We start from the raw sequence: 26,872 nt of genomic DNA on the forward strand, positions 1-26,872 counted from the left end.
TGGCAGGCGATCATCCCTGCCGATACTGCTGTCGTGGCGGCGGGACCAGATCGTGCTTATTGAGCAGACGATACATCGTGGCCCGCGATACCCCCAGCTCACGCGCTGCAGCCGAAATCTGGCCTTTGTTATTCTCCAGCACCGATAATAACGCGCTGCGTTCAGACTCTTCACGAATCTTTTTCAGGCTTTGCTTATCATCGGCGATCCGCGGCAAGTCGAGATGCTCTAGCTCGATGACCTTGGTTTCACTCAATAAAATCGCCCGCTTCAATTGGCTGATCAACTCACGAACATTCCCCGGCCAGGGATAGGTCAACAGTAATTTCTGAGCTTCCTCGGACAGCGACTTAACAATACTGTTGTACTGGCGCGAGAACTTAGTCAGCAGATAATCCGCCAGCAATAAAATATCTTCGCCCCGTTCACGCAGCGCCGGTACCGTCAGCCCCAGCACGTTGAGCCGATAATACAAATCTTCACGAATCTTCCCTTCAGCCAGTAACGTCTCCAACGGGTAGCGTGTCGAGACAATCAACCGAACATCGGCATGCACTTGCCGCCCGCCGGTCGTCGTGAATCCGCCATCCTCCAGGAACCGGCACAACTCCTGCTGCCGGGCATCATCCAGCAGGGCGATTTCATCGAGAAACAAGACCCCTTTATCCGCCGCGCTGAAGCAACACCGACCGGGATCGGCCGACGTTGTCTCATCAATCAACCAATCGCTGCCGATCCCCTCACCACTCAACGTGATAAAACGCCCCTTGGTCCGGGTGGACGCCTGATGAATCGCCTGGGCCACCAGCTCTTTGCCGGTCCCGATTTCGCCCTGAACAAACACCGGCATATCCGCAGCCGCCATCCGTTTCACCTGATGGCGCAGTTTTTTCATCACCGCCGTGTTGCCCTGCAAGCCATGCTGGCCGAACTGCCCCAGCTCGGGCCAGACCTTGCGCTCCAACTGCAACATGCCGCGTTGGTGGCCGATCGTTTTGAGTAACTGGGATTCCGGGACCGGTGAGGTAAAGTAATCGATGCAGAAGCTGACGATAAACTGACAAATCGCCTCGGTGTTGAGCTGATCTTCCCGAGCCAACGCCAGCCAGCGCGCTTGTTTATTGCGGTTGACCACCCCGGCAACCCCGTTGAGGCTAAAGTTATCCTGGGTCAGATCCACCACCCCGATACAGGGACCGACTTCCAGCAGCAGCGCTTCAGCCGCACGCAAATCGTAACATCGGTAGCAGCGCCAGCCAGCCTGCTCCAGTGCAGTGATCCAAGGAATGTCATTCCCCCCCAGTACGATTAACGTTCCCAGGGCTGAAGTGCGCTTTACATCTGTTCTCATCCTTCACCGCCTATCCTTTTGCCTGCCTCTCCCCATCACGCTCAGGTCTGCCAATGGTGTCGCCATGGCACTGCTGTTTCAGCGCGTGACACTCAAATACCCGCCCAAAAATGTTGCAACTTGTTTACTATTATAATTAACATTTTGATAGTAGCTTGATTATATTTATGGTCCTGAAACGCAAAAAGCGCCCGAAGGCGCTTTAACATCCGCATTTAGTTGCGAGTTAACTCACGGTCACCGTCTCCGGCTGAGCGTCCTCGGTTTCAACACCAATCTCGTTTTCGCTCTTGGCCACAATGGTGTTCACCGCAGTGTCACCGACCACATTCGAGCTGGTACAGAACATATCGTTAATCCGATCAACCGCGGCCACAATTGCCAGGCCTTCAGCAGGCAGACCCAGTTGGTGCAGCAACACACCCACCATCACCACACCGCCCCCCGGAACACCACCGGCACCAATCGACAGCAGCAGAATCGTCAGGCCAAGGGTCACCAAGTCCGCGCTATTAATCGGCTGACCGAAGGCATTGGCAACAAACAGCGTTGCCAGGGTAATGTAAATCGACACACCGGACATATTCATGGTCGCACCCAACGGTACCCCGAAGCCGGCCACAGATTTCGACACCCCCAGCTTGTCAGTCAGGGTACGCATGGTGACCGGAATGGTCGCATTCGAGCTCGCCGTCGACAGTGAAAACAGGATCTGCTCACGAGTATGACGCAGGAACTCTGTCGGCTTGATCCCTGTCGTCAGACCAACCATCATCGGATAGAACACAAAGATCCAGAACACCAGCATGGCCACAACCAGCGCCACATAGCCCGCAACGGACATCAGCGTGGCTGCATCCAGCGTCGCGCCCAATTGCACCATCAGCGCAAAGACACCGTAAGGCGCCAGGCTCATCACCAGGCCGACCAGTTTCATCATCAGCTCATTGGCCATCTTGAAGGTGCGAATCGCCGGGCCACCGCGATGATCCAGGGCCTGGATCGCCAGGCCGGTCAGAATGGCCATAAAGATGATTTGTAACATGTCGCCATCCGCAAACGCCTGGAACGGGTTACTCGGGACAATGTTGACGATCAGCGAGAAGATATCCGGCGTTTCAGTCGTGGTCAGTTCCACGGCTTCCGACACGCTCCCGGCCAGCTCAGCACCTGCACCCGGCTGGAAGATCATCCCGACCGTCAATGCTGCAGCGATCGCAATAATGGTGTTCAGAATGTAGAGACCAAAAGTTTTTCCACCTAAGCGACCAAATGCAGTGATGTCTTTCAGCTCAACGATCCCGCATACAATTGAAACGTAAACTAAAGGAACCACCAGCAGTTTAATCAGTGAAACAAACATCCCGCCGGCACCTTCCGCCAGCCCTAGGACATAAGTGTCCATGAATGTCACGCCGTTAAACAGGTACTGAATCGCAGTCCCGATGATCAGGCCCGCGAAAAGGCCTGCAAAGATTTTTCCTGATAGCGATTGTTGCATCGTCCATCTCCAGTTTGTTGTGCTTGCATTGGATTTATTGACTTCCTGTTCCCACTGTTCCTCGTGGGTTAGGCGACATTTTACACAGTTCAACAACCGGGAAAAGCGAGATATTTACAATGTAGTTACAACAATGGAGCATGAAACAAACGCTTAAAGATCATACATATTACAATATAAATCTCTAAAGCGGTTTAAAATCCGGGGGTTATAGATAAAGCACTCAGCAAAAAAATCTGCGAACACTGTTTTATTTGGCGGGCGTTAAATTATCGTTAATGTGAATCCAGTCACACTCAAAAATTCACTATAAGGATAATTGGGGGAATTTTTCCACTATCGGAAAATAGATATCACGGCTTTGAATCGCGAGACTCAGGCAGAGACACCGCGGTCAAAGCCGTGGCAGATCACAGGGGGTTAACCCGCTTCAACCGCGTTGAGCTGGCGGCAAGTTTCATCCGTCACAACATCCGTGGCAAAGCCGCCGTTACCGGAATACCAGAAGCGCACGCCGAGCCCTGCGCTGATCGGACGGCCAAACTGTTCACAGATATACGGAAAGACATCCTGCTCTGCATCCGCCTTATGTGTATTCCAGTACCAGCGCGGATTCGGCAAACGGTAGATCACGGTCAGCAGCGAGGTCTGCGGCTCAAACTGGAAGGTCTGCACCCCACCACGAAACGGCTGGGACGGGATGTCATTGAGAGCAATCAGCTCTTCCTTGTATTCATCCGGCAGACTGCCGACAAAATCTGAAGCCGGCGGTGTCAGCTTCATCGCCTGACAACCAGAAAGAACAACAGCTGCGACAGCCATCAGGGCAGTGCGTGTTTTGATTTCGATTCGAGTCATAGTCAATCTATCTATTTGATTATCCATAATAACTGCCGGCATTATACACCAAACAAATGCAACAGGTCGCATCAGTTTCAGATCATAACCGCAATAAAAAAAGCCACCGAAGGTGGCTTTTTTCAGACAACCAACAGGCCGTTAGCCCTGTTGCGGACGCATCGCCGGGAACAGGATAACGTCACGGATGGTGTGCGTGTTGGTAAACAGCATGACCAGACGGTCAATCCCGATCCCCTGGCCTGCTGTCGGTGGCAGGCCGTGCTCCAGTGCCGTGATGTAATCGGCATCGTAGAACATGGCTTCATCATCACCGGCATCTTTGGCATCCACCTGAGCCTTGAAGCGCTGATCCTGATCTTCCGCATCGTTCAGCTCCGAGAAGCCGTTGGCCACTTCACGGCCACCGATGAAGAACTCGAAACGATCCGTGATGAACGGATTTTCGTCGTTACGGCGAGCCAGCGGCGATATATCGGCTGGATACTCAGTGATAAACGTCGGCTGGATCAGTTTCGGCTCAGCGGTTTCCCCAAAGACTTCTTCCAGGATCTGACCACAGGTCCAGAAGCTTTCAACCGCAATGCTCAGCGACTCCGCCAGGTTACGCATGAAGTTGATGTCGCTCACTTCAGCGTAAGTCATCTTCTGAATGGTTTCATGGTTCGGGTTGTACTGCTTGATCGCGTCCAGCATGCTCAGGCGCGGATACGGGCCACCGAAGTCGACCGTCTCGTCACCATATGGCAGTTGCGTCGTGCCGCACAGTTCCAGTGCGATGCCGCTCAGCATCTCTTCGGTCAGATCCATCAGATCTTTATAATCCGCATACGCCATATAGAATTCCATCATGGTGAATTCCGGGTTATGGCGCGGCGACAAACCTTCGTTACGGAAGTTACGGTTGATTTCGAACACACGCTCGAAGCCACCCACCACCAGGCGCTTGAGATACAGCTCCGGTGCAACACGCAGGTACATATCGATGTCCAGCGCATTGTGGTGGGTAATGAACGGACGCGCCGTCGCACCACCCGGGATGACATGCATCATCGGCGTTTCAACTTCCATGAACCCTTTGGTGGTCATGAAGTTACGGATCGCGCTGACCACTTTCGAGCGCATCATCATGGCGTTGCGTGATTCTTCGTTCACAATCAGATCAACATAACGCTGGCGGTAGCGCATTTCCTGATCGGTCAGGCCGTGGAATTTCTCTGGCAGCGGACGCAGTGCTTTGGTCAGCAGCACGTACTCGTCCATGTTCACATACAGGTCGCCTTTGCCTGATTTGTGCAGTGCACCTTTAATACCGATGATGTCACCAATATCCAGACCTGAGTACTTTTCTTTCAGCTCTTTCTGTACATCTTTCGCGGCGTAAGCCTGAATACGGCCTGAAACATCCTGAATCGCCAGGAATGGACCACGCTTGGCCATCACTCGGCCCGCGATGGCAACCACGTTGCCTGCTTCTTCCAGTGCTTCTTTGCTCAACTCGCCAAACTGCGCCTGCAGATCAGCAGCCAGGCTATCACGGCGGAACTCATTGGGATGGCCATTTGCCTTACAGCCTTCACGAATCATATCCAGTTTCGCACGGCGTTCAGCAATCAGCTTATTCTCATCTTGTAATTGATCAGTCATGGGTGAACCCTTAAATTCATTAACCGAGGTCGGTTACAGACCAGATTTCAGGCTGGCTTCAATAAAACGGTCGAGGTCGCCGTCCAGTACGGCCTGGGTGTTACGGTTTTCCACCCCGGTACGCAAATCTTTAATCCGGGAGTCATCCAGGACGTAAGAACGGATCTGGCTCCCCCAGCCAATGTCAGACTTGGCATCCTCATTGGCCTGCTTCTCAGCATTTTGCTTTTGCATCTCAAGCTCAAACAGTTTTGCTTTCAACTGCTTCATGGCCTGATCTTTGTTTTTATGCTGAGAGCGGTCGTTCTGACACTGCACCACGGTATTGGTTGGCACGTGGGTGATCCGTACCGCAGATTCGGTGGTGTTGACGTGCTGACCACCGGCACCCGAGGCGCGGTACACGTCAATCCGCAGATCCGACGGGTTAATGTCGATATCGATGTTCTCGTCGACTTCCGGATAAATGAACGCCGAAGCGAACGACGTATGACGACGGCCGCCGGAGTCAAACGGCGACTTACGCACCAGGCGGTGAACGCCGGTTTCCGTGCGCAGCCAACCGTAGGCATACTCGCCGCTGATACGGACCGTGGCCGATTTCAAACCGGCAACATCGCCTTCGGACACTTCGATCACCTCGGTCTTGAAGCCCTTGGCTTCCGCCCAGCGCAGATACATGCGCAGCATCATCGAGGTCCAGTCCTGGGCTTCGGTACCGCCCGAGCCGGCCTGAAGGTCGATATAACAGTCCGCGCTGTCATGATCGCCCGCGAACATCCGACGGAACTCCAGTTGCTCCAGTTTGCTTTCCAGCTCCTGTAGCTCAGGTTCAATCTCGTCAAACGTTTCCTGATCGTTTTCTTCAACCGCCAGCTCCAGCAGACCTTCGACGTCTTCGACGCCCTGATCCAACTGGTTAATGGTTTCCACGACCGCTTCCAGAGATGCACGTTCTTTCCCCAGCGCTTGGGCGCGCTCAGGTTCGTTCCATACATCCGGTTGCTCTAACTCTGCATTGACTTCTTCCAGACGCTCTTTCTTAGCATCGTAGTCAAAGGTACCCCCTAAGGACATCAGTACGCGCTGATACATCCTCAAGACGATTTTTAATAGGATTAATCTCGAACATTGCCAATCTTCACTGCCGAAATGGACATAACCGAAGGATTCTATCGAATTGTAGATAGAATATACAGAGGGGAAGAAAGGGAATCGGCGATTTTTATTATTTAACCCCGATCACAGAAACAGCATGCGGGCTCACTTGCAAAATCTGTTTTTCCCGGACCGGCCATTGCAGCGCGGCCCGGGGCAAGGATCCGGCGCTTACTGCGGCTCGAGATGCTCCACCATCAGCTGAGCACTGCTGTTACCGCGGAACTCGTTGACGTCCAGCCGATAGACCAGATGCACCTGTTGTACCGAGGCATCCGGCCAGCGCCGCAGATCGACGTTGAAGGCAATCCCGTCGATCACGCTGCCGCCATTGACCGGCTCCAGCATCATTTTCAGGTGTTTGCCGCCCACCAGTTTCTGGTGCAGCAGGCGGAAGACACCGTCAAACATCGGCTCCGGAAACTGCTGGCCCCAGGGGCCGCCGGCGCGCAGCAGCTCGGCAGTCGGCAGGTTCAGCTCCTGCGGCGACAACTCCCCGTCACTTAGCAACACGCCTTTGAGGGCATCTTCATCCAGCTCACGGCGCACCGCCTGATCAAACGCCCGGCTAAACGCTTCGAGTTGGGGTTCCAGGATCGTCAGCCCCGCCGCCATGGCGTGGCCGCCAAACTTGAGGATCATGCCCGGATTCTGGGTATCAATCCCATCCAGCACATCCCGCATGTGCAGCCCGGGAATGGAACGGCAGGAGCCCTTGATTTCGCCGTTGCCGGCATCGGCAAAGGCAATCACCGGGCGGTGATACAACTCTTTGATCCGCGAGGCCAGAATCCCAATCACGCCCTGGTGCCAGTCACGCTGGAACAGCGCCAGGCCATAGGGCATATCCTGCTGATTGAATTTGAGCCGCTCGCAGATTGCCAGCGCCTCTTCTTTCATGCCCAGCTCGATTTCCTTGCGGGTCTGGTTCAGCGCGTCGAGCTCTGAGGCCATGCGCCGCGCGGCCGGCATGTTATCGCACAGCAACAATTCCACCCCGAAGGACATATCATCCAGCCGCCCGGCCGCATTGATGCGCGGCCCGAGCGCAAACCCGAGATCGCTCGACACCAGTTTGGCCGGGTCGCGGTTGGCCACCTCAATCAGCGCCCGGATCCCCGGACGGCACTTGCCGGCCCGGATCCGCTGCAACCCCTGATGGACCAGGATCCGGTTGTTGCCATCCAGCGCCACCACGTCAGCCACCGTGCCCAGAGCCACCAAATCGAGCAACTCGGCCAGATTCGGCTCTGCCAGCCCCTGCTCAGCAAACCAGTTGGCTTCCCGCAAGGCAGCCCGCAGTGCCAGCATCAGGTAAAACGCCACACCCACCCCGCACAGCGCCTTGGATGGGAAATCACACGCGTGGAGGTTCGGGTTTACGATGGCATCGGCATCCGGCAAGGTGTCGCCCGGCAGGTGATGGTCAGTGACCAGGACCTGCATGCCTTTGGCTTTCGCGGCTGCCACCCCGGCAATCGATGAGACCCCGTTATCGACCGTCATGATCAGCTCGGCACCGCGCGCCTCGGCCTGCTCAACCACTTCCGGGCTCAGGCCGTAGCCGTCATCAAACCGGTTCGGCACCAGGTAATCGACATTGCGGCTGCCCAGCATCCGCAGCGCCAAGACCGACAACGCCGAGCTGGTCGCGCCGTCGGCATCAAAGTCACCGACCACGATGATCCGCCGCTGCTCGGCCAGCGCCGACACCAACAGCGCCACCGCAGCGTCAATCCCGTAGAGTTGATTGAAACCATGCAGTCCACGGGCACCACGCTCCAAATCGCGGTCCGTGGTCGCGCCCCGGCTGGCATAAATGCGTTTCAGCAACGGATGGATGGCATCGGAAAAGCCGCTGGTATCCGCCGCCGGACGACGTTTTATTTCAATCATAACAAGGTGCGCTCTGTACCAAATCAAGAAAATTGAGGGGGAGTATACCATCCAACCGCGATAAAAAACCCGGCTTCGCTGACACGAAGCCGGGTCTGATTGAGGTTGGCTGAGCTGCCCGGACTTAGCCGCGGCTGTCCAGCAGCTGACGCAGTCGGCTGGCCGGTTGGTAGCCCGGCAGCATGGTGCCGTCTTCCAGGACCAGAGCCGGCGTGCCGTTCACACCCATGGCAACGCCCAGCTCATAGTGCTTGCGCACCAGATCCGCGCGCTGCGGCTGGCCGTTGGCATCGAAACTGCCGTCTTTGGCTGCATCCATGGCTTTCGCCGGATCTTTCGCTGCCCAGATTGCGCTCATCTCGCCAAAGTTCCGCGAGCGCTCGCCGCCGCGCGGAAACGCCAGGTAGCGAATGGTGATCCCGGCATCATTGTAAGCCTGCATCTCACTGTGCAGCTTGCGGCAGTAACCACAGGTGGTGTCAGTAAAGACAGTCACCACATATTTTTCATCTTTGGCCGGATAGACAATCATCTCATCTTCCATTCCGGCCAGTTTCGCCTTGTTGAGCTGCGCCATTTTCTGCTCGGTCAGGTTGACCGGGCTGGCAGCGGCATTGTCATACAGATGGCCCACCAGGAAATAGTTTCCATCGTCAGAAACATAGACGATGCCGCGCTCGGTGACCGCTTCATTCATCCCCGGCATGGGCGAGCTGCTGATCGACGACGGTGCCAGGCCGATGGCCCCCAGTTTACGCTTGATCGCAGCTTCATCCGGTTTGGCAGCCGCCGTAAACGCCGTCATCGCGACCGCAGTTGCAAGTATCGTACGACCCAATAAGTGCATCGACTCTTTCCTTCATTCAGCAAAAATATAGAAACCAGTAAGACCCTCAGAGTCCGGAAATCTTTCGAAGTTCAATCCCCGCCGGCAATGACCGGGTAACCCGTGACCCACCTCGAACCTTTTGAGTATAAGTGCATCATCAGCCTGTCACCAACTTAAGGCATTGTACCGACTCTGGTCTGGGACACAAATCAGGCCCTCGGATGGTGCGTCTGATGCAGTTGTTTCAGGCGCTCGGTGGCGACATGGGTATAAATCTGGGTGGTCGACAAGTCGCTGTGGCCCAGCAGCATTTGTACCACCCGCAGATCTGCGCCGTAATTGAGCAGATGGGTGGCGAACGCGTGGCGCATCACGTGCGGCGACAGCGTGTCGGCATCGATCCCGGCAATCAGCGCATAGTGTTTGATCCGGTGCCAGAAGGTCTGGCGGGTCATCTGCTTACCGCGCTTACTCGGAAACACCACATCCGAGCTTTTCTCGCCCAGCAACGTCGGACGGCCGCTGGCCAGGAACTGTTCGATCCAGTCCACCGCATTCTCGCCCATCGGCACCAGGCGCTCTTTATCGCCCTTGCCGGTGACCCGAACCACGCCCTGGCGCAGGCTGACATTTTCCATCGTCAGGCTGACCAGCTCAGTCACCCGCAACCCGGTGGCATACAGCAGCTCCAGCATCGCCTTATCCCGCAGCTCAATCGGATCGTTCGGATCCGGCGCCTCAAGCAGCGCATCCACCTGGGCTTCGGTGATGTCTTTCGGCAGCCGCTTGGGCAACTTGGGGCTGATCAGCAACGCACTGGGATCATCCTCCCGGATGTTCTCCCGGTGCAGATACTGGAACAGACGGCGGATCGCCGACAACATCCGGGCCCGGGAAGTCTGTTTGTAATCCGCATCGAACAGCCATTGCTGATAGCGTTGCAAGTCATCGACCGACACCGAGCTCAGGCTGCTGCGCTCTTGCTCAATCCAGTGACAGAGCTTATTTAAATCATTGCGATACGACGTCAGTGTATTTTCCGACAGCCCCCGCTCCATCCACATGGCATCCAGAAACTGCTCCAGCAGCATTGCATCGTTTTCCACGCGCGCCTCACCTATATCCACAAAGACATGGATAAATAAACAGTACTTTTCGACATGGTAGTGGATTTCCCGGCAAAAGCAACGGCTCTTCTGTCAGGAAAAGTCATCATGGCGGCGGCCGGCAGCGACAGCATTAGGCAACCGGCGTCAACCTAGGTAAAATCCCCGGTATTGTTAAACTGCACAAAGCAACTGGACTCGCAGCATGAAAATTGGCTTATTCTACGGCTCAACCACCTGTTATACCGAAATGGCGGCAGAGAAAATCCGGGAGTGTATCGGCGCTGAGCTGGTCGAAATGCACAACATCAAAGAAACAGATCCCAGCACGATGAATGATTTCGACATGCTGATCCTGGGGATTTCAACCTGGGATTTCGGTGAGCTGCAGGAAGACTGGGAAGCCGTCTGGGATCAATTGGACGGACTGTCGCTGAGCGGTAAAACCGTGGCCCTGTTTGGCCTGGGCGATCAGGAAGGCTATACCGAGTGGTTTCTCGATGCCATGGGCATGCTGCATGATCAACTGCTGCCGACCGGCGTTCAGTATGTCGGCTACTGGCCGAACGAAGGCTACACCTTTGAAGCCTCGAAAGCCCTGACTGACGATCGGAAATTCTTCGTCGGTCTGGCCCTGGATGAAGACAGCCAGTACGAGCTGAGCGATGACCGCATTACCCAGTGGTGCGAACAAATCCTGACCGAGTACAGCGAGACACTCTGACGGGCTTCCCCGACGAGACAACCCCGTCCAGGGGACACCCGATCCGGCGAGATTCGCCAAGCAAAACGGGATGCCAAGGCATCCCGTTTTCGTATTCAGTCACTTGGCAGTTTAGGCCGTGCGAGCTTCTGCCTGCTCAGTGCCGCCAATAAAGAATGACATCACCAGCGCCGCCAGCGTCGGCAGCACCCACGCCATGCCGTACTCGAACAGTGGCAACACGTTCAGCGCGGACACGTCAATGCCGACAAACTTCGCCGCATCGATCAGGCTGAACAACAGCGATACCAGCAGCACCATGCGGTAACCCATGCGCGGATTGGCCATCTTGCGACGCACAAAGGTCAGGGCAACCAGGGCAACGGCCACCGGGTACAGCGCAAACAGCACTGGGATCGACAGCGCAATCAGCTGGTTCAGGCCAACGTTGGCAACCACGGCACACACTACAGCCAGGATCACAGCCCACTTTTCATAGCTCAGCTTCGTCAGCGAGCTGAAGTAGTCCGCACACGCACTGATCAGGCCGATCGCCGTGGTCAGACAGGCCAGCAACACAATCGTCGACAGGATGATCTGGCCAACCGGACCGAACAAGGCCTGTACATAGGATGCCAGGATCGCACCGCCGTTATCGGCACCAGCAGCGACGGCTGAACTGGTTGCGCCCAGGTAGAACAGGGAAATGTATACGAACGCCAAACCTGCAGCCGCAATAACACCGGCATAGATCAGGTAGGTGCAGGTCGCTTTGTCGTCCGTCACCCCTTTCTTGCGGATCACATCCACAATCAGCATCCCGAACATCAGGGCCGCGAAGGTATCCATGGTGTTGTAACCTTCCAGGAAGCCTTTGGTGAATGCCATGTTGGCGTAATCACCCTGCGCCGCCAGAATCTCGCCCTGCGGGTTGATAAAGACAGCCACGGCCAGCACTGCCAGCACTGCAAACAGCGCCGGGGTCAGGAACTTCCCGATCATGTCAATCAACTTGCCGCGCGACCAGGCAAAAAACAGGGCGACAGCAAAGAAAATGACGGAGAAAACCGTCAGGCTGGTTTGCCCGGCATCGGCGATAAACGGCTTCACTGCCATTTCGTATGCCACAAGACCTGTACGCGGTGCTGCAAAAGCGGGACCAATAATAATGAAGATCAGCACAGCCATCAGGGTCGCCACCGCCGGTGGCAAGTCACGGGTCAAACCTTGCCAGCCACCGCCGGCAACCGCGACCGCAATAATGCCGATCAGCGGCAAGCCAACCGCGGTGGCCAGGAAACCGAACATCGCCGGCAGCAGGTTGTCGCCAGCCGCCAAACCCGCCTGGGGCGGAAAGATGATGTTGCCGGCACCGAGGAAAAACGCAAAGGTCATGAAACCCAGCGCCATTATGTCTGTCATTTTGAGTGTTTTATTCAAACTGCACCTTCCCACTCGTTTGTTATCTGTATGATGTGTCTGCGATATTAGAGTTATATGGCATTCATGACTTATTGCTAAATGTGATATGCCTCGCAGCATAATGAAGAAAAAGAGAACAATAAGCAACCACACAGTCAAAAACACCACAATCTTTGGCTACATCACAAAAAAACCAACACATTCAACCAAATTGAAATTCACTTGCAGAGCATGTAGCTAATAAACTTATGTTATCAAAAAGATATCAAACAGCATCAATTGCTATGATTAACAAAAAATACAATATAACAACGAATCAATCACACCAAATCTCCCACATCCACATCAACCACCGGGGCGAAAGCACACTGCAGCCACCGGGGCTGCTCCGCCCGGCAATCCCCGCTATAATGGCCGCCACACACAGTGGGCTGCCCCTGTGCCCTGACCCCAATTGCAACACAGCGTTCTACGGTAGACACCATGGCCAAAGGCTTTACATTCAAACAATTTCACATCGATGATTTCGGCTGCGGCATGCCAGTCAGCACCGACGGTGTCTTGCTCGGTGCCTGGGCATCGCTGCCGCTCCACGGTCCGCTCCTCGACATCGGCACCGGCAGCGGATTGCTGGCCCTGATGGCCGCCCAGCGCACAGCTCACAGCCAAACCCGGATCACGGCTATCGATATCGACCCGCAGGCAGCCCAGGCCGCCAGCAACAACTTCGCCCACTCTCCCTGGGCCGATCGGTTACACAGCACGGCGCAGGATGTGACGGCCTGGGGCGCGCAGCAACCTGCCGGCAGCTTCGCCGCCATCGTGTGCAATCCGCCCTATTTTAACCATGGCCAGCAAGCCAGTTGCCCGTCCCGCGCCACTGCCCGCCATACCGAGACCTTAAGCCATGACCGCCTGCTGGCCACCATCCGCCACTTGCTGGAGGAGACCGGCCAGGCCAGCCTGATTTTACCGGCCTATGAAGGCCGCCAGTTGCTCCGCGAGGCCGAAAGCCACCAGCTGTTCTGCCACCGGATCTGCGAAATCCGCAGCACCGAGCGCAAACCCGTCAGCCGCCTGCTGATCGCGCTTTCCCCGGTGCCGACCGCGAGCCCGCCCCCGGTTGAGCACCTGTCCATTCACCACCAAGGGGAGTATTCGGAAGCTTTCTGCGCGCTGACCCGGGATTTTTACCTCAAGCTGTAACTGGCGGCGTTACCAGGGCAAATTGGCCCGGCGAAAGTTTTTACCGGGAAACGGTGATCGGAGCGGCAATAATCTCTATAATGCCGCCCCTTATGTTCCTGCATTTTGGTCATGTGCCGACAGAGCCACCCCGCATGACCGGCGTTCGTCTTATTCCCGAGGAGAAACGACTGGTGAGAGACTTTTCCGAATTAGAGCTAGATAGCGAGCTATTACGCGCGATTGAAAAAATCGGCTACGATCGCCCAACCGTGATTCAAGCCCAGGCTATCCCTCATGCCATGGACGGTCGAGATGTACTGGCTTCCGCTCCGACCGGCACCGGAAAGACGGCCGCTTTTCTATTGCCGATGATCCAGCACCTGCAGGATTTTCCGCGCAAGAAGCCGGGACCGGCCCGGGTACTGGTACTGACGCCGACCCGTGAGCTGGCGATTCAGGTTGCCGATCAGGCCCGCGCTCTGGCCCAGTTTACCGACCTGAAAATCTTTACCATCACCGGCGGTATTTCCTACGACGAGCACGCCGAGCTGCTGGGCAAAACTCAGGATATCGTGGTTGCGACCCCGGGCCGCCTGATGGAGTACATCGAGGCCGAGCGTTTTGACTGCCGGGCCATTGAATGCCTGATCCTCGACGAAGCCGACCGGATGCTGGATATGGGCTTTGGCAAAACCGTTGAGCGGCTGCATAACGAATGCCGCTGGCGCCGCCAGAGCCTGTTGTTCTCCGCGACTTTAGAAGGCAAAGGCGTACGCGACTTCTCCCGCACCATTTTGAGTGAGCCGGTTGAAGTCAACGCCGAGCCGCCGCGTCGTGAGCGCAAGAAGATCCACCAAATCTACCACCGCTGCGATCAGATGGAACACAAGCTGGCCCTGCTGGAGCACATCCTCAAGCACCAGGCTGAGCGGACGATCATCTTTGTCAAAACCCGTGAGCGCCTGGCAACCCTGCGCGATCAGCTGGCGGCGATGAAAATCCCATGCTGCTGGATCCAGGGCGAAATGGCCCAGGCATCGCGCAACAACGCCATCAGCCGCTTCCGGGACGGGACGGTCAACGTGTTGATTGCCACCGATGTCGCCGCCCGCGGGATCGATCTGCCAGACGTCAGCCACGTGATCAACTTCGATATGCCGCGCACTGCGGATATCTACCTGCATCGGATCGGCCGAACCGCCCGCGCCGGGAAAAAAGGCACCGCGATTTCCCTGATTGAAGCCCACGATCAGTCGATGATTGAGCGGGTCAGCCGTTACATGAAAGAAGAAGTGCCGGAGCGCTTCATCGAAGGCATGCGCCCGCAGCATAAGAAGCCATCGACGGTGAAAAAGAAGACCAAGAAAAAAGTCGACAAGAAACCAGCGACGGCGAAAAAGAAAAAAGCCAAGAAGTAAGTCAATGGCTTGAACGGCTTCGCTGTTTCTCAGCGGGCAGCCGCGACATAACAAATGGGCCGGTGTTTACCGGCCCGTTTTTTTCATCAAGACTCTCGGTCTGTTACTGCGCTTCGCGTTTAAACACCAGCTCTTTGGCGGTGGATTCATCCGCAGCAAAATAGTACCCGGCCACATCGAACTGCTTGAGTTGCTCAACCGAATCAACCTGGTTGTCGATGATATAACGAGCCATCAGGCCACGGGCTTTCTTGGCATAGAAACTGATCACCTTGTACTGGCCGTTCTTGCAGTCTTTAAACACCGGGGTGATCATCTCACCGTTGAGTTGCTTGGGCTTGACTGCCTTGAAATACTCGTTCGATGCCAGGTTCACCAGGATGTTATCACCCTGTGCCGCGAGTGCCTCGTTGAGCATATCCGTAATGATCCCGCCCCAGAACTGATACAGATTCGCGCCGCGCGGGTTCGCCAGCTTGGTCCCCATTTCCAGACGGTACGGCTGCATCAGATCGAGCGGGCGCAGCAGCCCGTACAACCCGGACAGCATCCGCAGGTGTTGCTGGGCATAGGCAAAATCGGCTTCACTCATGGTCTCGGCATCTAACCCGGTATAGACATCCCCCTTAAACGCCAGGATCGCCTGACGGGCGTTGTCCGGAGTAAAGTCCGGCTGCCAGTCCGCAAACCGGGCTGCATTGAGACCGGCAATCTTGTCGCTGACCTTCATCAGGCTCGCGATATCCATCGGCGTCAGCTCGCGGCAGACGGCGATCAGTTCAGCGGCATGGTCGGTCAGCGCCGGCTGGGTGTAGGTCTGCGTCGCCAGCGGCGATTCATAATCTAGCGTTTTGGCGGGTGACACCACAATCAACATAAGCTGTTCTTCCCGTAAAGGTTCATTCCCCAGAAGGGTAACATTGCTAACAAAAAAAACCACGCGATTGTCGCGTGGCTTTGTCGATTTCTCGGATAGGCAGCAGCGATTAACGCTTGTCTGACTGATCCCAAATCCCTTCTTCCAACTGAGCATGCAGCTCCGGGTAGTCATTGCTGTCGAAGGTCGGCACCTTGCCCAGGCTCAGCTGCTTGTTGTAATCGCGGGCCAGCTTCACCACCGTGCCCGAGAGCAGCACAATTGCCAGCAGGTTGATGATCGCCATCATCCCCATCGAGATGTCCGCCATCTTCCACACCGTCGGCAGATCGGCGACCGCACCGAACATCACCATGCCCAGCACCACCATCCGGAATACCGTCAGGCCGGCCTTGTGGTTATGCTCCAGGAAGATCAGGTTGGTTTCCGCATAAGAATAATTGGCCACCAGCGAGGTAAAGGCAAAGAAGAAAATCGCCACCGCGATGAACACCGCGCCCCAATCGCCGACCTGGGCGCTCAGGGCGCGCTGGGTCAGTTCGATCCCGGTCACTTCGCCGTGCGGTACATACTCTCCCGACATCAGGATAATCGCCACCGTCGCCGAGCAGATCACCAACGTGTCCATAAACACCCCCAGCATCTGTACATAGCCCTGAGACGCCGGATGCGGCGGGTAAGGCGTGGCCGAAGCCGCGGCATTCGGCGCCGAGCCCATCCCGGCCTCATTGGAAAACAAGCCGCGCTGCAGCCCGTTGATCATCCCCTGGGCGATCGAGTAGCCCAGCGCGCCCGAAGCCGCTTCCTGCAGGCCAAATGCGCTGCGGAAAATCATCCCCAGGATCTCCGGCAGCTTTTCCAGGTTCATCGCCATGATGTACAGCGCCAGCAGCAGGTAACACAAGGCCATCGCCGGAACCAGCACTTCAGCCGTACGGGCAATGGCGCGCATGCCGCCAAAAATAATCACCCCGGCCATCATCACCAGGCCAACCCCGACATAAGTCGGATTCCAGCCAAACGCCACGTTCATCGCCTGGGTGATCGAATTGGCCTGAACGGAATTAAACACCAGGCCGAAAGCAATGATCAGACAAACGGAAAACACCACGCCCATCCACCGCATTCCCAGCCCTTTTTCCATGTAATAAGCCGGGCCACCACGATAGTTGCCATCGTCATCACGGGTCTTGTACAACTGAGCCAGGGCACTCTCGGCAAATGCCGTCGCCATACCCAGCATAGCAATCAGCCACATCCAGAAAATCGCCCCCGGTCCGCCGAACGTCAGGGCCACCGCGACCCCGGCCATGTTCCCGGTGCCGACCCGGGCCGCCAGGCTGGTACACAGAGCCTGGAAAGAAGAGATCCCAGCCGGATCGGACTTCCGGCTGTTTTTCATCACACTGAACATATGGCCAAAATGGCGAAACTGAATAAAGCCCAGGCGATAGGTAAAGAAAACCCCGACGCCAATCAGCAGATAAATGAGCACGGAGCCCCATAACAGATCGTTGATAAAATTAATCTGGCTTGACACATCTACCCCTTGAAAATCATCAAAAACAAGTCCAGCCCGTCATCACGTTCGTGCACAGGTCGGATCCTTAAAAACGGGTTGCTTGGCACAACCATTCTCATTGCTATTTTGTTTTATAGTGCTAAGACAGGCAGGTGCTATCGCAGACGGCAGCACGGCCTGAACGCAGCGACCGGATGTGAGAACCATCCACGGCGCTTGCTGCAGGTGGCGCAGGATCATGCAAAGAACGCCGGCAAAAATCAATATGCTCACTAAGAATATGTGCCCAACGCCCTCTCAACAGCCAATCACAACACTCTGACGGTCAGTCCGGCCCGCCGATCCTGACGGCAATTGCTGCGCAAACTGAATACATTTCAGTCAAGTTGATCCAAGTTGCGATCATCTGCACATAAAAATTTCATCAATGAGTAACATTTGCGAAACATGGTAATTTTATTTTTAGCTTCAGTATGATATTTAACTTAGACCAACCTGTAAGAAAGAGGTGCTTTATGGATAGCTATGCATTCGATGACATTCTTGCAACAGACACGCCGCGTCGTGCGGGCCGCAGCAAGCCGGTGAAGCGAAAGTGGCGTGAGATTGAAGCGCTCAAGGACAAACAGCGGCTTCGCAAAGAGTTGGCAGAAATTGATATGTTCCGTGACTATGCCGACGAGATTGATTTCTAAAAACGATTCATTTCCAACATCATGCCCAGATAACGTCACGCGCCGGTACGACGCCGGCACGTTTTGACGCCTAGTGACGGTTCCTTCCTGTCCTGTTGTGCCCAGTCGCACGGACTCAGGCATTCAACCGTTCTGCCAGCGAACGATAGCGCTCCGAGACCTGATCGCCGAACAGCGGATCACACATACATTCCTCATACTGTGCCGAGACATTGACCCAATCCTCTGCCGTAAACGTATTGCGGATCAGCGGAAAGATATATTTCTCCTCAAATTCCAGGTGTGCTTTTTGCCGGCTGACGAACGTGTTGAGCTTGGCTGCAAACACGTCAAGCGGGATCACCGCATCCATCAGGATCATATCCACCGTTTCCGAAAACTCCTGCGTCAGCTTGGCCAACGCCACGTGCTCAGCTTCAAGATCATTCATCCCACGACTGTCAGCATAATGGGACTGGTAATAGTGGTACAGCACGTCTTCTTTCGGATGGTGGCAACACTCAGCATGTTTTTGCAGGTATTCCACAATATCTTTGATCAACTGATAATCCACGTCCTTGCCTTGCTGAATGGCCACCAGCTTGCGCTGCAGGATGTTCAGCAGCCGGATGATGTAGCCATGCTCGGTGTGAATACTTTCCAGCATCATTATCGTTCCCTCCCAAGATACTTCTCCTCATCATCTTTTGAGTGTAAGCCCTGGAAACCGATAATGCCTTGATCTTGATTATTTAATAACCAACTTATCCGAAATGGACATACACCCGACTCACGCCGTCCCGCTCAGCGCCCAGTGGATTTCCGGTTTGTGCATCTGCCGTAACAGTGCATTGGCCTTCGAGAAATGCTGACAGCCGAAAAAGCCGCGATAGGCCGACAACGGAGACGGATGCGCCGAGGTCAGCACGTGGTGCTTGTCACGGTTAATTTTCTTGCCTTTCTTCTGGGCATGGCTGCCCCACAGTAGAAACACCACGCCCTCAAGCTGCTGATCGAGCGCTTCAATGATCCGATCAGTGAAGGTTTCCCAACCCAGCTTGGCATGGGAGTGCGCCTTGCCCTGCTCTACCGTCAGCACCGTGTTGAGCAGCAACACCCCCTGCTCGGCCCAGTGGGTCAGACAGCCGTGCTGCGGGATCTCAAACCCCGGAATATCGGTCGCCAACTCTTTATACATATTGGCCAGGGACGGTGGCGGCTTTACCCCGGGCTTGACCGAAAAACTCAGCCCGTGTGCCTGATCCGGCCCGTGATAGGGGTCTTGTCCTAAAATCACCACTTTCACCTGAGACAACGGGGTCAGGTCAAACGCTCGATAGACTTCCGACTCCGGCGGATAAATGGCTTTGCCTGCCGCACGTTCATCTGCCAGCGTCTGCGTCAGTTGCTGAAAATAAGGCTCCGCCTGCTCGCGGGTAAGAATGTCCTGCCAGCTCATCATAAGGCTGTGGTGACTCCTGAAAATTCACTCAAACGCCTATTTTAGAGCGCTTTCGGACAAGAAGATACAGCCACCAAGCACCGGACTAAGCCCAGACCCGGGCCGGGTCCACGTCAAGCCCGGGCCGGGTTGAACTCTTATGGTTCGACCGGCGGGACAGTCCGGCGCTGTGGCGTTCGCCAATGCCCGCGCCCCTGTACCGGACGATTTGCCTGAGGAAAACGAATGGAATGATAAGTGCCTGATTCTGTCGCCATCGCTGCTGCCGCCTCTGTGAGATGTTCAAAGCAACCCATGAAAAATGTATGCCACGATAGCGATCGGGACAAAAATACAATAAAATCAAACAATTAAAGACCATACTCTCTTGTAGTTCTCCCTCAAGCCGCACCGGTTTGATACATCTGCGCCAAGCCGGTGCGGGCAGGATCAGGCCATTTCGGCTGCAGCAAAGCGACGCAACGTCGCAATTTCTTCAGCCCAGCGCTCAGGCTGGATGGTTTCCAGCACCAGCGGGATGTCATCAAATCGGCTGTCTTGCATCAGGTAGCGGAAACATTCCCAGCCAATTTCCCCCTTGCCGAGGCACTGGTGGCGGTCAATCCGGCTGCCGAGTCCACCTTTGGAGTCATTGAGATGCATGCCCCGCAAGTATTGCATCCCCACCACCTGATCGAATTCCGCAAACGTGGCTGCTGTTGCGGCTTCGGTTCGTAAATCGTAGCCGGCCGCAAAGGTATGGCAGGTATCGATACATACCCCGACCCGGGATTGATCCTCGACCTGCTCGATAATGGCGGCCAGGTGTTCAAAGCGCCAGCCCAGGTTGGTGCCCTGCCCGGCCGTATTCTCAATCACAGCGACCACATCCGGCACAGCGGCATGCGCAACATTGATCGACTCGGCGATCAGCGCCAGGCACGCCTGCTCCGAGATCTGCTTCAGATGGCTACCCGGATGGAAATTCAGCAAAGTCAGCCCCAACTGCTGACAGCGCTGCATTTCGTCAATGAATGCCTGGCGCGATTTCTCCAGCTTCTCCGCCTCAGGGGCGCCGAGATTAATCAGGTAAGAGTCATGCGGCAGAATCATTTCCGGCCGAAAGCCATATTGGCGACAGCGGGCTTTGAAGGCATCAATCACATCCGCCGTCAGCGGCTTGGCAACCCACTGGCGTTGGTTTTTGGTAAACAGGGCAAAGGCATTGGCCCCGATTTGGGCCGCATTCTGCGGCGCATTGAACACGCCGCCCGCGGCGGAAACATGTGCTCCAATAAACTTCATGGTGCTCCTTTGTCGACAAGTTCCCCTGCCGGAGGCCGCCACGGCTCAAGCCGCAGGACCTTAAAATGTAGTAAAATTACCAAAATATCGGATTTTGATTAAACGCTGAATTTATACATAAACCCAATAAATATATCTAAATTAATAATTTATTGACCAAACTCAAAATAAAACCACTTTTTAAATATGGGTTTATTTTTGTAAATTGATCCAAATCAACGACAGCATATCGCAAACCGGTTATATATTACCCAGCTCGACACCGAAATCGAAATAATTAAACGACATCCTGCGGAGGCGTAAGTCATGATCACTGGTATTCAAATTACAAAAGCAGCAAACGACGATCTACTCAACTCGATCTGGCTACTCGATACAGAAAACAATGAAGCGCGTTGCGTTGCAGCGAAAGCTGGTTACGAAGCAGACCAGGTTATCCCTGCTGCTGATCTGGGCGAATATGAGTTCCGTGAAGTGGCTATCGAAGCGCCGACGAAGATTGAAGGCGGCCAGCACCTGAACGTGAATGTGCTCAAGCGCGAAACTCTGGAAGATGCGGCCAAGCACCCGGAAAAATACCCACAACTGACCATCCGCGTTTCCGGCTACGCCGTTCGCTTTAACTCACTGACCCGTGAGCAGCAGCAGGACGTGATTGCCCGTACCTTCACCAACAGCCTGTAATTTCCGGCAAAAGCAGATCGTAGAAAACGGATCGTAGAAAAACAGATCAACAACGGCGCCCGAGGGTGCCGTTTTTGGTTGGCGGCAGGTTGACGCTCCGGATCATACGAAGCCCTCTCACCGCGATCCAATGTCACCTGAGCACAAACAAAAACACCAGCCGGAACCAACCGACTGGTGTTTTTTCAGTTCTGCTCAAGGAAGTTCCCCAAGCTCAAGCCTGATTCAAAGCCGTTTCAGTTAGCCCTGCACGCTACGCAGGACTGCCTTCAGCTGCTCGAAATCATTGTCGCGCTCCAGCGACAACAGCGCCATGGCATTGTGCTTGGCCAGCGGACCCGGCAGCGCAATATCTTTGCCCAGGATCTCATCAACGACTTCCTTGAACTTCGCCGGGTGAGCGGTACACAGGAACAGACCGGTTTCACCTTCAGCCAGTTGCTCGGTCAGGACCCGGTACGCAATCGCGCCATGCGGCTCACACAAATAGCCTTCGGCATCCATCTGACGCAGGGTCTCACTCGCCTGGGCATCGGTCACCGCGCCATAACCCAGCTCACTCAGGCCCCATCCTTTCACCTGACACAGTTCTTCAATTCGCGGCCAGTTATTCGGCTGGCTGACATCCATGGCGTTGGACAGCGTCGGTACCGTCGGCTTCGGCGCCCACTCACCGTCTTTCAGGTAACGCGGGACAGTGTCATTGACGTTGGTGGCGGCAATAAAGCGTTTGACCGGCAAGCCGAGTGCTTTGGCCAGCAGCCCGGCCGTCAGGTTGCCGAAGTTACCGCTCGGGACCGACACCACCAGGTTCTCGCGCTCGGCTTTCGGCAGTTGCGCCACCGCTTCAAAGTAATAGCAAATCTGCGCCATCAGGCGGCTGATGTTGATCGAGTTGGCCGAGTTCAGGCCCACTTCCTGGCGTAGTGCTTCATCATCAAACGCCTGCTTCACCAGCGCCTGACAGTCATCAAACGTGCCCTCGACAGCCACGGTGGTGATGTTACCGCCCAGGGTACAGAACAGTTTTTCCTGCAGCGGGCTGATCTTGCCTTTCGGATACAGGATCACCACCTTGATTTTCTCCATGCCGTAAAACGCATGGGCTACCGCAGCGCCGGTATCACCTGAGGTCGCGGTTAGAATGGTGATGTGGCCGTCATCGTCGGTGACAGCGGCCAGCGACTGGGCCATAAACCGGCCACCGAAATCCTTAAACGCCAGGGTCGGGCCGTGGAACAATTCCAGCGCATAGACCCCGTCTTTGACTTTGGCGACCGGTGCCGGGAAATGAAACGCATTCGAGACCATCTGGGCTACGGTTTCCTCAGCCAGCTCCTCGCCGATAAAAGCCGACAGTATTTTGCTGCTGCGGCTGACAAAATCCATCTCGAGTAAGCTGTCGATATCGCCCAGCTCCGGCAGCTCGTTCGGGAAAAATAAACCTTGGTTACGACCCAGTCCCTGACGGACCGCCTGGCCAAACGAAACCTGCTCTTGGTGCTCTTTTAAGTTATACAACTTCATGGTTATAGCTCACTTCCGGTTACTTGTGATCCCTGTCCGTCCAGCTGGCAGACATGGACAAATCCTTCATCATTCTGAACATAATGGGCTTCGAGCCAACGTGCAATACGCTGGGCCACTTCAATGTCGTTACAGATGCTAAACATGGTCGGCCCGGAGCCGGAGATCCCGCTGGCCAACGCCCCGGCTTGCAGCGCATACTGCCGGGCTTCGGCAAACCCCGGCAGTAATCGTTCACGATAGGGCTCCGCCACCACATCTTTGATCATCGCCGCCGCCAACTCAGGTTGTTGGGTATGACACGCATGAATGAAGCCCCCCAGGTAACGGCCGTGGGCAATCACGTCCTGACGGCGGTACTGTGACGGCAAAATCGCCCGCGCTTCCGCAGTCGGGACCTTGATCCCCGGGTAAGCCATCACCCAGTACCATTGTTCAAAGCACGGTACCGACTGGCTGATAATGCCGAGCTCCTCGACCATAAACTGCAGCCCGCCGAGATAGCAGGGGGCCACATTGTCATAGTGCAGGCTGCCGGAGATCTCCGCTTCCATCTCGCCCATCAGTGCCAGTAGCTCGGTTTCATCAAGCGGCAGATCGTGAAAACGGTTCAGCGCATCCAGTGCCGCCACAATCGAGCAGGCACTGGAGCCGAGCCCGGAGCCAATCGGCATATTCTTTTCCAGCGTCATCGCCACCGGCAGGCACGGCAGCGCGCGCTTTTCCAGCTCGCGGCAAAACACCTGCCAACAACGATAAACAATGTTCTCTTCCGCCACCTGCGGCAGCTTGTCGACAAAATGCCCGACACAGCGGAGCGAGAAGGGCTGCTCACCGGCGGCGACCTGGACCCGATCGCCCAGCAGGGTGCCGTCCACCGGGGACACCGCCGCCCCCAGGACATCAAAACCAACACTCACATTGCCAATCGAGGCGGGTGCATAAACAACAACACTCATTTTATACTCCTAGCTTCCAGCCCAAGGTCCGCATCAGATCGGCAAACACACCGGCGGCTGTCACCTCCGTGCCTGCGCCATAACCGCGCAGCACCAGAGGGATCGGTTGATAGTAACGGCTGTAGAAGGCCAGGGCATTCTCACCGTCTTTAATTTTGAACATCGGATCGTCGGGGTTTACCGCCGCGATCTTCACCGAGCAACGACCGTGATCGATCTCTCCGACATAACGCAGCACTTTTCCTTCCGCCGCAGCTTCAGCCGACAACTGGCTAAAGTAAGCATCGGCCTGCGGCAGGCGGGCCATAAACTCATCGACGCTCCCGGACGCATCAAAGCCCGGCGGCAACGCCTGCTCTACCTCAACATCGTCCAGCTCCAGCGCCAGTCCCGATTCACGCGCCAGGATCAACAACTTGCGGGCCACATCCATCCCGGAAAGATCGTCACGCGGATCCGGCTCGGTAAAGCCGTTATTGCGCGCCACGGTGGTTGCCTCGCTAAAGCTCATGCCCTCGTCCAGTTTGCCGAAGATATAAGACAACGAGCCGGACAGGATCCCGGAGAAGCGCTCCAGCTCATCGCCGGCCGCCATCAGGTTCTGCAGGTTCTCAATCACCGGTAGCCCGGCACCAACGGTGGTCTCGTACATAAATTTACGGCGAGTCCCGCGGGCTGCCTGACGCAGCTGATGATAGTAGGCCATGCTGGCAGTATTGGCTTTCTTGTTCGGGGTGATCACGTGGAAACCAGCGGCCAAGAAGTCCACATATTGCTCGGCAATGCCTTGATCCGACGTACAGTCGATCACCACCGGGTTGATAATATGATGGCGCTGCACCAACTGGATCATCCGCGCCAGTGTCAGCGGCTCATGGGCCTGGCCCATCAGATCGCGCCAGTTTTCCAGCGGCAAGCCGTTACTGTCGAGCAGCAGGCCTTTGCTGTTGGCCAGACCACACACCCGGATCACGATTCCGCTGGAGGCCAGTTTTTCCTGCTGGCGGCGGATTTGCTCCACCAGCTCGCCGCCGACGCCACCGACCCCAATCACGAACACATCGAGGAAGTGCTTACTGTTAAACAGATTTTCATGACACGCCTTGACCGCTTCGGAAACTTTCTCCGCCGGGATCACCGCCGAGATCGCCCGCTCGGACGAGCCCTGGGCAATGGCAATCACATTGACATCGACTTCAGCCAGCGAGGTGAAAAAGCGCGAGGCAACGCCGCGGGAGGTCCGCATGCCGTCACCGACCAGGGTGACGATGGCGGAGTTGTCGAGAAACTCGACCGGCTCGAGCAAACCTTCCTTAAGCTCCAGCTCAAACACATTGTGCAGCGCCTCACGGGCCACCGCTTTGTCCTCACTCTCGATACAGAAACTGATGCTGTATTCCGACGAGGACTGGGTGATCAACACAATCGACACCCCGGCCGCCGACATGGCACCAAACACCCGGGTCGCCATCCCGACCATGCCTTTCATCCCCGGGCCGGAGACGTTGACCATGGTCAGATCCTTGAGCGTGGTGATCCCTTTGATCGCCAACTTGTCTTCCCCGGTGTCCTGGCCAATCAGGGTACCGGCCCCTTGCGGGTTAAAACTGTTCTTGATTAAACACGGAATGTGGAACTGGGCAATCGGGGCGATGGTTTTCGGGTGCAGGACCGAGGCACCGAAATAGGACAGCTCCATGGCTTCCTGGTAGCTGAGCGATTTCAGCAACCGGGCATCCGGCACCAGACGCGGATCGCAGTTATACACCCCGTCAACATCGGTCCAGATCTCACAGCATTCGGCACGCAGGCAGGCAGCCAGCACGGCCGCAGAGTAATCCGAGCCGTTGCGCCCCAGCGTCACCAGTTCCCCTTTTTCGTTGCCGGCGGTAAAGCCCGGCATAATATTGACATGGCCCTGCGGCAGCGGCGACTGCACGAAATTCTGAGTCGAGGCTTCAATATCGACATGTGCTTCCAGATAATCGCCATGCGCCAGCAGGCGCTCAACCGGGTCAATCAGGCTAGCTGGCTGGCCTTTGGCTTCGAGCAGCGCCTTCATCGCCACAATCGACAGGCGCTCACCTTTGCTGATCACTTTGGCATAGACATTGTCCGGGCACAGGCCGAGCAGCTTCATGCCGTGGACATACTGGCGCAGTTGGCCCAGCGAACTGGCCAGCTTGGCATCGACCAGGGCTTTATCAAAGCCAGGCACCCGCGCTTTCAGTCCGCTGAACAAGTCATGAAACACCGCTTCCAGGTCGGCAAGCTGCAACTCGGACTCCCCGGTTTTCACCGTATTGTCAATCACCGACACCAGTTTATTGGTCACCTTGCCCGGTGCCGACAGCACCACCGCCACTTCTTCCTGCTGGGCATTATTGGCAATGATTTCTGCCGCCCGTAAAAATCGATCCGCATCTGCTAGCGATGAGCCGCCAAACTTTAGTACTCGCATTCCCTACTCCCAACGTTCCGTATTCACTGACGACCTGACTGCATAATCAGTGCGGTAGAAAGCAAACTTATTCAATAATAAAAAGGTCAAAAAAAAGCCCGCACATGGAATGTGCGGGCTTTTTTATCAAATTCGTGTGCGTGTCAGCCCGCCCCAACACACACGGTGCCGGTAATAATGGTGGTGATGGTGGTGGTGCTGAACATAACAAACATAACTGTCTTCTATAATCGCCAATGGCCTGTATTCATTAACGTTTACCTGAATCCACCGGCAGAGTCAACTCTATTTTTTGTGCAAATCGATTATCCGGCCTCCAAAACGACCTGAATTTTCCGGCGTCCC

General features: G+C 55.6%; 22 protein-coding genes and 1 other annotated feature. Of the genes, 5 read left to right on the forward strand and 17 right to left on the reverse strand.

From position 1 onward, the window contains the following. Nucleotides 1-10 precede the first annotated feature (10 nt). The 8 genes from NH461_RS13770 to xerD all read right to left on the reverse strand — a co-directional run bounded on the left by NH461_RS13770 (nucleotide 11) and on the right by xerD (nucleotide 10,331). The gene (locus NH461_RS13770) at nucleotides 11-1,351 is read right to left on the reverse strand and encodes a sigma-54-dependent transcriptional regulator (protein ID WP_261600896.1); all 1,341 of its coding nucleotides are present in this window, start codon (nucleotides 1,349-1,351) and stop codon (nucleotides 11-13) included. Between the two features lie 226 nt (nucleotides 1,352-1,577). Continuing rightward, a complete protein-coding gene (locus tag NH461_RS13775; protein ID WP_261600897.1) occupies nucleotides 1,578-2,852 on the reverse strand; it encodes a dicarboxylate/amino acid:cation symporter in 1,275 nt (424 codons plus the stop codon). A 420-nt stretch (nucleotides 2,853-3,272) separates the two neighbouring features. Further along, nucleotides 3,273-3,710 carry a hypothetical protein gene (locus tag NH461_RS13780; RefSeq protein WP_261600898.1) on the reverse strand — a complete coding sequence of 146 codons (438 nt, stop codon included), beginning with the start codon at nucleotides 3,708-3,710 and terminating at the stop codon, nucleotides 3,273-3,275. Between the two features lie 141 nt (nucleotides 3,711-3,851). Further along, nucleotides 3,852-5,357 (reverse strand): lysine--tRNA ligase, encoded by a 1,506-nt coding sequence (gene lysS / locus NH461_RS13785; protein ID WP_261600899.1) that lies wholly within the window; start codon nucleotides 5,355-5,357, stop codon nucleotides 3,852-3,854. A gap of 33 nt (nucleotides 5,358-5,390) precedes the next feature. Then, nucleotides 5,391-6,489, reverse strand: a protein-coding gene (gene prfB / locus NH461_RS13790) for a peptide chain release factor 2 (protein ID WP_261600900.1) whose coding sequence is annotated in 2 segments (ribosomal slippage) — nucleotides 5,391-6,413 and nucleotides 6,415-6,489 — 1,098 coding nt in all. Because the reading frame shifts where the segments join, the coding sequence is not laid out codon by codon here. A 197-nt stretch (nucleotides 6,490-6,686) separates the two neighbouring features. Next, nucleotides 6,687-8,411 (reverse strand): single-stranded-DNA-specific exonuclease RecJ, encoded by a 1,725-nt coding sequence (recJ, locus tag NH461_RS13795; protein WP_261600901.1) that lies wholly within the window; start codon nucleotides 8,409-8,411, stop codon nucleotides 6,687-6,689. Nucleotides 8,412-8,535: 124 nt separating this feature from the next. Further along, nucleotides 8,536-9,258, reverse strand: a complete 723-nt coding sequence (dsbC, locus tag NH461_RS13800) for a bifunctional protein-disulfide isomerase/oxidoreductase DsbC (RefSeq protein ID WP_261600902.1) — start codon at nucleotides 9,256-9,258, stop codon at nucleotides 8,536-8,538. A gap of 191 nt (nucleotides 9,259-9,449) precedes the next feature. Then, the gene (gene xerD, locus NH461_RS13805; protein ID WP_261602915.1) at nucleotides 9,450-10,331 is read right to left on the reverse strand and encodes a site-specific tyrosine recombinase XerD; all 882 of its coding nucleotides are present in this window, start codon (nucleotides 10,329-10,331) and stop codon (nucleotides 9,450-9,452) included. A gap of 220 nt (nucleotides 10,332-10,551) precedes the next feature. Between xerD and fldB the strand changes: the two genes are divergently transcribed. Then, the gene (fldB, locus tag NH461_RS13810) at nucleotides 10,552-11,070 is read left to right on the forward strand and encodes a flavodoxin FldB (RefSeq protein ID WP_261600903.1); all 519 of its coding nucleotides are present in this window, start codon (nucleotides 10,552-10,554) and stop codon (nucleotides 11,068-11,070) included. Between the two features lie 111 nt (nucleotides 11,071-11,181). On the opposite strand, the gene brnQ is transcribed toward fldB, so the two are convergent. After that, nucleotides 11,182-12,471, reverse strand: coding sequence for a branched-chain amino acid transport system II carrier protein (gene brnQ / locus NH461_RS13815; protein ID WP_410000082.1), 1,290 nt, complete (start codon nucleotides 12,469-12,471; stop codon nucleotides 11,182-11,184). A gap of 483 nt (nucleotides 12,472-12,954) precedes the next feature. On the opposite strand from brnQ, the gene NH461_RS13820 reads away from it, so the two are divergent. Both NH461_RS13820 and srmB read left to right on the forward strand, forming a co-directional pair. Then, nucleotides 12,955-13,677, forward strand: a complete 723-nt coding sequence (locus tag NH461_RS13820; protein ID WP_261600905.1) for a tRNA1(Val) (adenine(37)-N6)-methyltransferase — start codon at nucleotides 12,955-12,957, stop codon at nucleotides 13,675-13,677. A gap of 170 nt (nucleotides 13,678-13,847) precedes the next feature. After that, nucleotides 13,848-15,077, forward strand: coding sequence for an ATP-dependent RNA helicase SrmB (srmB, locus tag NH461_RS13825; protein WP_261602916.1), 1,230 nt, complete (start codon nucleotides 13,848-13,850; stop codon nucleotides 15,075-15,077). Nucleotides 15,078-15,180: 103 nt separating this feature from the next. On the opposite strand, the gene yaaA is transcribed toward srmB, so the two are convergent. Next, nucleotides 15,181-15,954: a peroxide stress protein YaaA gene (gene yaaA / locus NH461_RS13830; RefSeq protein WP_261600906.1), complete on the reverse strand. Its 774-nt coding sequence runs from the start codon at nucleotides 15,952-15,954 to the stop codon at nucleotides 15,181-15,183. A gap of 109 nt (nucleotides 15,955-16,063) precedes the next feature. Then, nucleotides 16,064-17,494 carry an alanine/glycine:cation symporter family protein gene (locus NH461_RS13835; RefSeq protein ID WP_261600907.1) on the reverse strand — a complete coding sequence of 477 codons (1,431 nt, stop codon included), beginning with the start codon at nucleotides 17,492-17,494 and terminating at the stop codon, nucleotides 16,064-16,066. Nucleotides 17,495-17,991: 497 nt separating this feature from the next. Between NH461_RS13835 and NH461_RS13840 the strand changes: the two genes are divergently transcribed. After that, nucleotides 17,992-18,171, forward strand: coding sequence for a DUF3545 family protein (locus NH461_RS13840; protein ID WP_261600908.1), 180 nt, complete (start codon nucleotides 17,992-17,994; stop codon nucleotides 18,169-18,171). A 115-nt stretch (nucleotides 18,172-18,286) separates the two neighbouring features. On the opposite strand, the gene NH461_RS13845 is transcribed toward NH461_RS13840, so the two are convergent. From NH461_RS13845 to nfo, 3 genes are all read right to left on the reverse strand, one after another. Next, nucleotides 18,287-18,820, reverse strand: a complete 534-nt coding sequence (locus tag NH461_RS13845; protein ID WP_261600909.1) for a hemerythrin domain-containing protein — start codon at nucleotides 18,818-18,820, stop codon at nucleotides 18,287-18,289. 120 nt (nucleotides 18,821-18,940) lie between these two features. Continuing rightward, nucleotides 18,941-19,612, reverse strand: a complete 672-nt coding sequence (gene ung / locus NH461_RS13850) for a uracil-DNA glycosylase (RefSeq protein WP_261600910.1) — start codon at nucleotides 19,610-19,612, stop codon at nucleotides 18,941-18,943. A gap of 429 nt (nucleotides 19,613-20,041) precedes the next feature. Beyond that, the gene (nfo, locus tag NH461_RS13855; RefSeq protein ID WP_261600911.1) at nucleotides 20,042-20,896 is read right to left on the reverse strand and encodes a deoxyribonuclease IV; all 855 of its coding nucleotides are present in this window, start codon (nucleotides 20,894-20,896) and stop codon (nucleotides 20,042-20,044) included. A gap of 306 nt (nucleotides 20,897-21,202) precedes the next feature. Between nfo and grcA the strand changes: the two genes are divergently transcribed. After that, nucleotides 21,203-21,580, forward strand: coding sequence for an autonomous glycyl radical cofactor GrcA (gene grcA, locus NH461_RS13860; RefSeq protein ID WP_261600912.1), 378 nt, complete (start codon nucleotides 21,203-21,205; stop codon nucleotides 21,578-21,580). 240 nt (nucleotides 21,581-21,820) lie between these two features. Here grcA and thrC read toward each other — a convergent pair whose 3' ends face one another. From thrC to thrA, 3 genes are read right to left on the reverse strand one after another with little or no spacing between them, the layout of a single operon-like run. Beyond that, complete coding sequence (thrC, locus tag NH461_RS13865) at nucleotides 21,821-23,107, reverse strand: threonine synthase (protein WP_261600913.1); 1,287 nt, start codon at nucleotides 23,105-23,107, stop codon at nucleotides 21,821-21,823. Between the two features lie 2 nt (nucleotides 23,108-23,109). Beyond that, complete coding sequence (gene thrB, locus NH461_RS13870; RefSeq protein ID WP_261600914.1) at nucleotides 23,110-24,066, reverse strand: homoserine kinase; 957 nt, start codon at nucleotides 24,064-24,066, stop codon at nucleotides 23,110-23,112. 1 nt (nucleotide 24,067) lies between these two features. Continuing rightward, nucleotides 24,068-26,527: a bifunctional aspartate kinase/homoserine dehydrogenase I gene (thrA, locus tag NH461_RS13875; RefSeq protein ID WP_261600915.1), complete on the reverse strand. Its 2,460-nt coding sequence runs from the start codon at nucleotides 26,525-26,527 to the stop codon at nucleotides 24,068-24,070. An 87-nt stretch (nucleotides 26,528-26,614) separates the two neighbouring features. After that, nucleotides 26,615-26,732 (reverse strand) — a sequence feature (Thr leader region). Between the last annotated feature and the right edge of the window lie 140 nt (nucleotides 26,733-26,872).

Source organism: Photobacterium sp. TY1-4 (assembly GCF_025398175.1).
Classification (GTDB): Bacteria; Pseudomonadota; Gammaproteobacteria; order Enterobacterales; family Vibrionaceae; genus Photobacterium.

Coding starts and splice junctions, on each gene's coding strand:
- NH461_RS13770 (WP_261600896.1), bottom strand. CDS start 1,351: ATGAGAACAGATGTAAAGCGCACTTCAGCCCTGGGAACGTTAATCGTA.
- NH461_RS13775 (WP_261600897.1), bottom strand. CDS start 2,852: ATGCAACAATCGCTATCAGGAAAAATCTTTGCAGGCCTTTTCGCGGGC.
- NH461_RS13780 (WP_261600898.1), bottom strand. CDS start 3,710: ATGACTCGAATCGAAATCAAAACACGCACTGCCCTGATGGCTGTCGCA.
- lysS (WP_261600899.1), bottom strand. CDS start 5,357: ATGACTGATCAATTACAAGATGAGAATAAGCTGATTGCTGAACGCCGT.
- recJ (WP_261600901.1), bottom strand. CDS start 8,411: ATGATTGAAATAAAACGTCGTCCGGCGGCGGATACCAGCGGCTTTTCC.
- dsbC (WP_261600902.1), bottom strand. CDS start 9,258: ATGCACTTATTGGGTCGTACGATACTTGCAACTGCGGTCGCGATGACG.
- xerD (WP_261602915.1), bottom strand. CDS start 10,331: ATGCTGCTGGAGCAGTTTCTGGATGCCATGTGGATGGAGCGGGGGCTG.
- fldB (WP_261600903.1), top strand. CDS start 10,552: ATGAAAATTGGCTTATTCTACGGCTCAACCACCTGTTATACCGAAATG.
- brnQ (WP_410000082.1), bottom strand. CDS start 12,471: ATGACAGACATAATGGCGCTGGGTTTCATGACCTTTGCGTTTTTCCTC.
- NH461_RS13820 (WP_261600905.1), top strand. CDS start 12,955: ATGGCCAAAGGCTTTACATTCAAACAATTTCACATCGATGATTTCGGC.
- yaaA (WP_261600906.1), bottom strand. CDS start 15,954: ATGTTGATTGTGGTGTCACCCGCCAAAACGCTAGATTATGAATCGCCG.
- NH461_RS13840 (WP_261600908.1), top strand. CDS start 17,992: ATGGATAGCTATGCATTCGATGACATTCTTGCAACAGACACGCCGCGT.
- NH461_RS13845 (WP_261600909.1), bottom strand. CDS start 18,820: ATGATGCTGGAAAGTATTCACACCGAGCATGGCTACATCATCCGGCTG.
- ung (WP_261600910.1), bottom strand. CDS start 19,612: ATGATGAGCTGGCAGGACATTCTTACCCGCGAGCAGGCGGAGCCTTAT.
- nfo (WP_261600911.1), bottom strand. CDS start 20,896: ATGAAGTTTATTGGAGCACATGTTTCCGCCGCGGGCGGCGTGTTCAAT.
- grcA (WP_261600912.1), top strand. CDS start 21,203: ATGATCACTGGTATTCAAATTACAAAAGCAGCAAACGACGATCTACTC.
- thrC (WP_261600913.1), bottom strand. CDS start 23,107: ATGAAGTTGTATAACTTAAAAGAGCACCAAGAGCAGGTTTCGTTTGGC.
- thrB (WP_261600914.1), bottom strand. CDS start 24,066: ATGAGTGTTGTTGTTTATGCACCCGCCTCGATTGGCAATGTGAGTGTT.
- thrA (WP_261600915.1), bottom strand. CDS start 26,527: ATGCGAGTACTAAAGTTTGGCGGCTCATCGCTAGCAGATGCGGATCGA.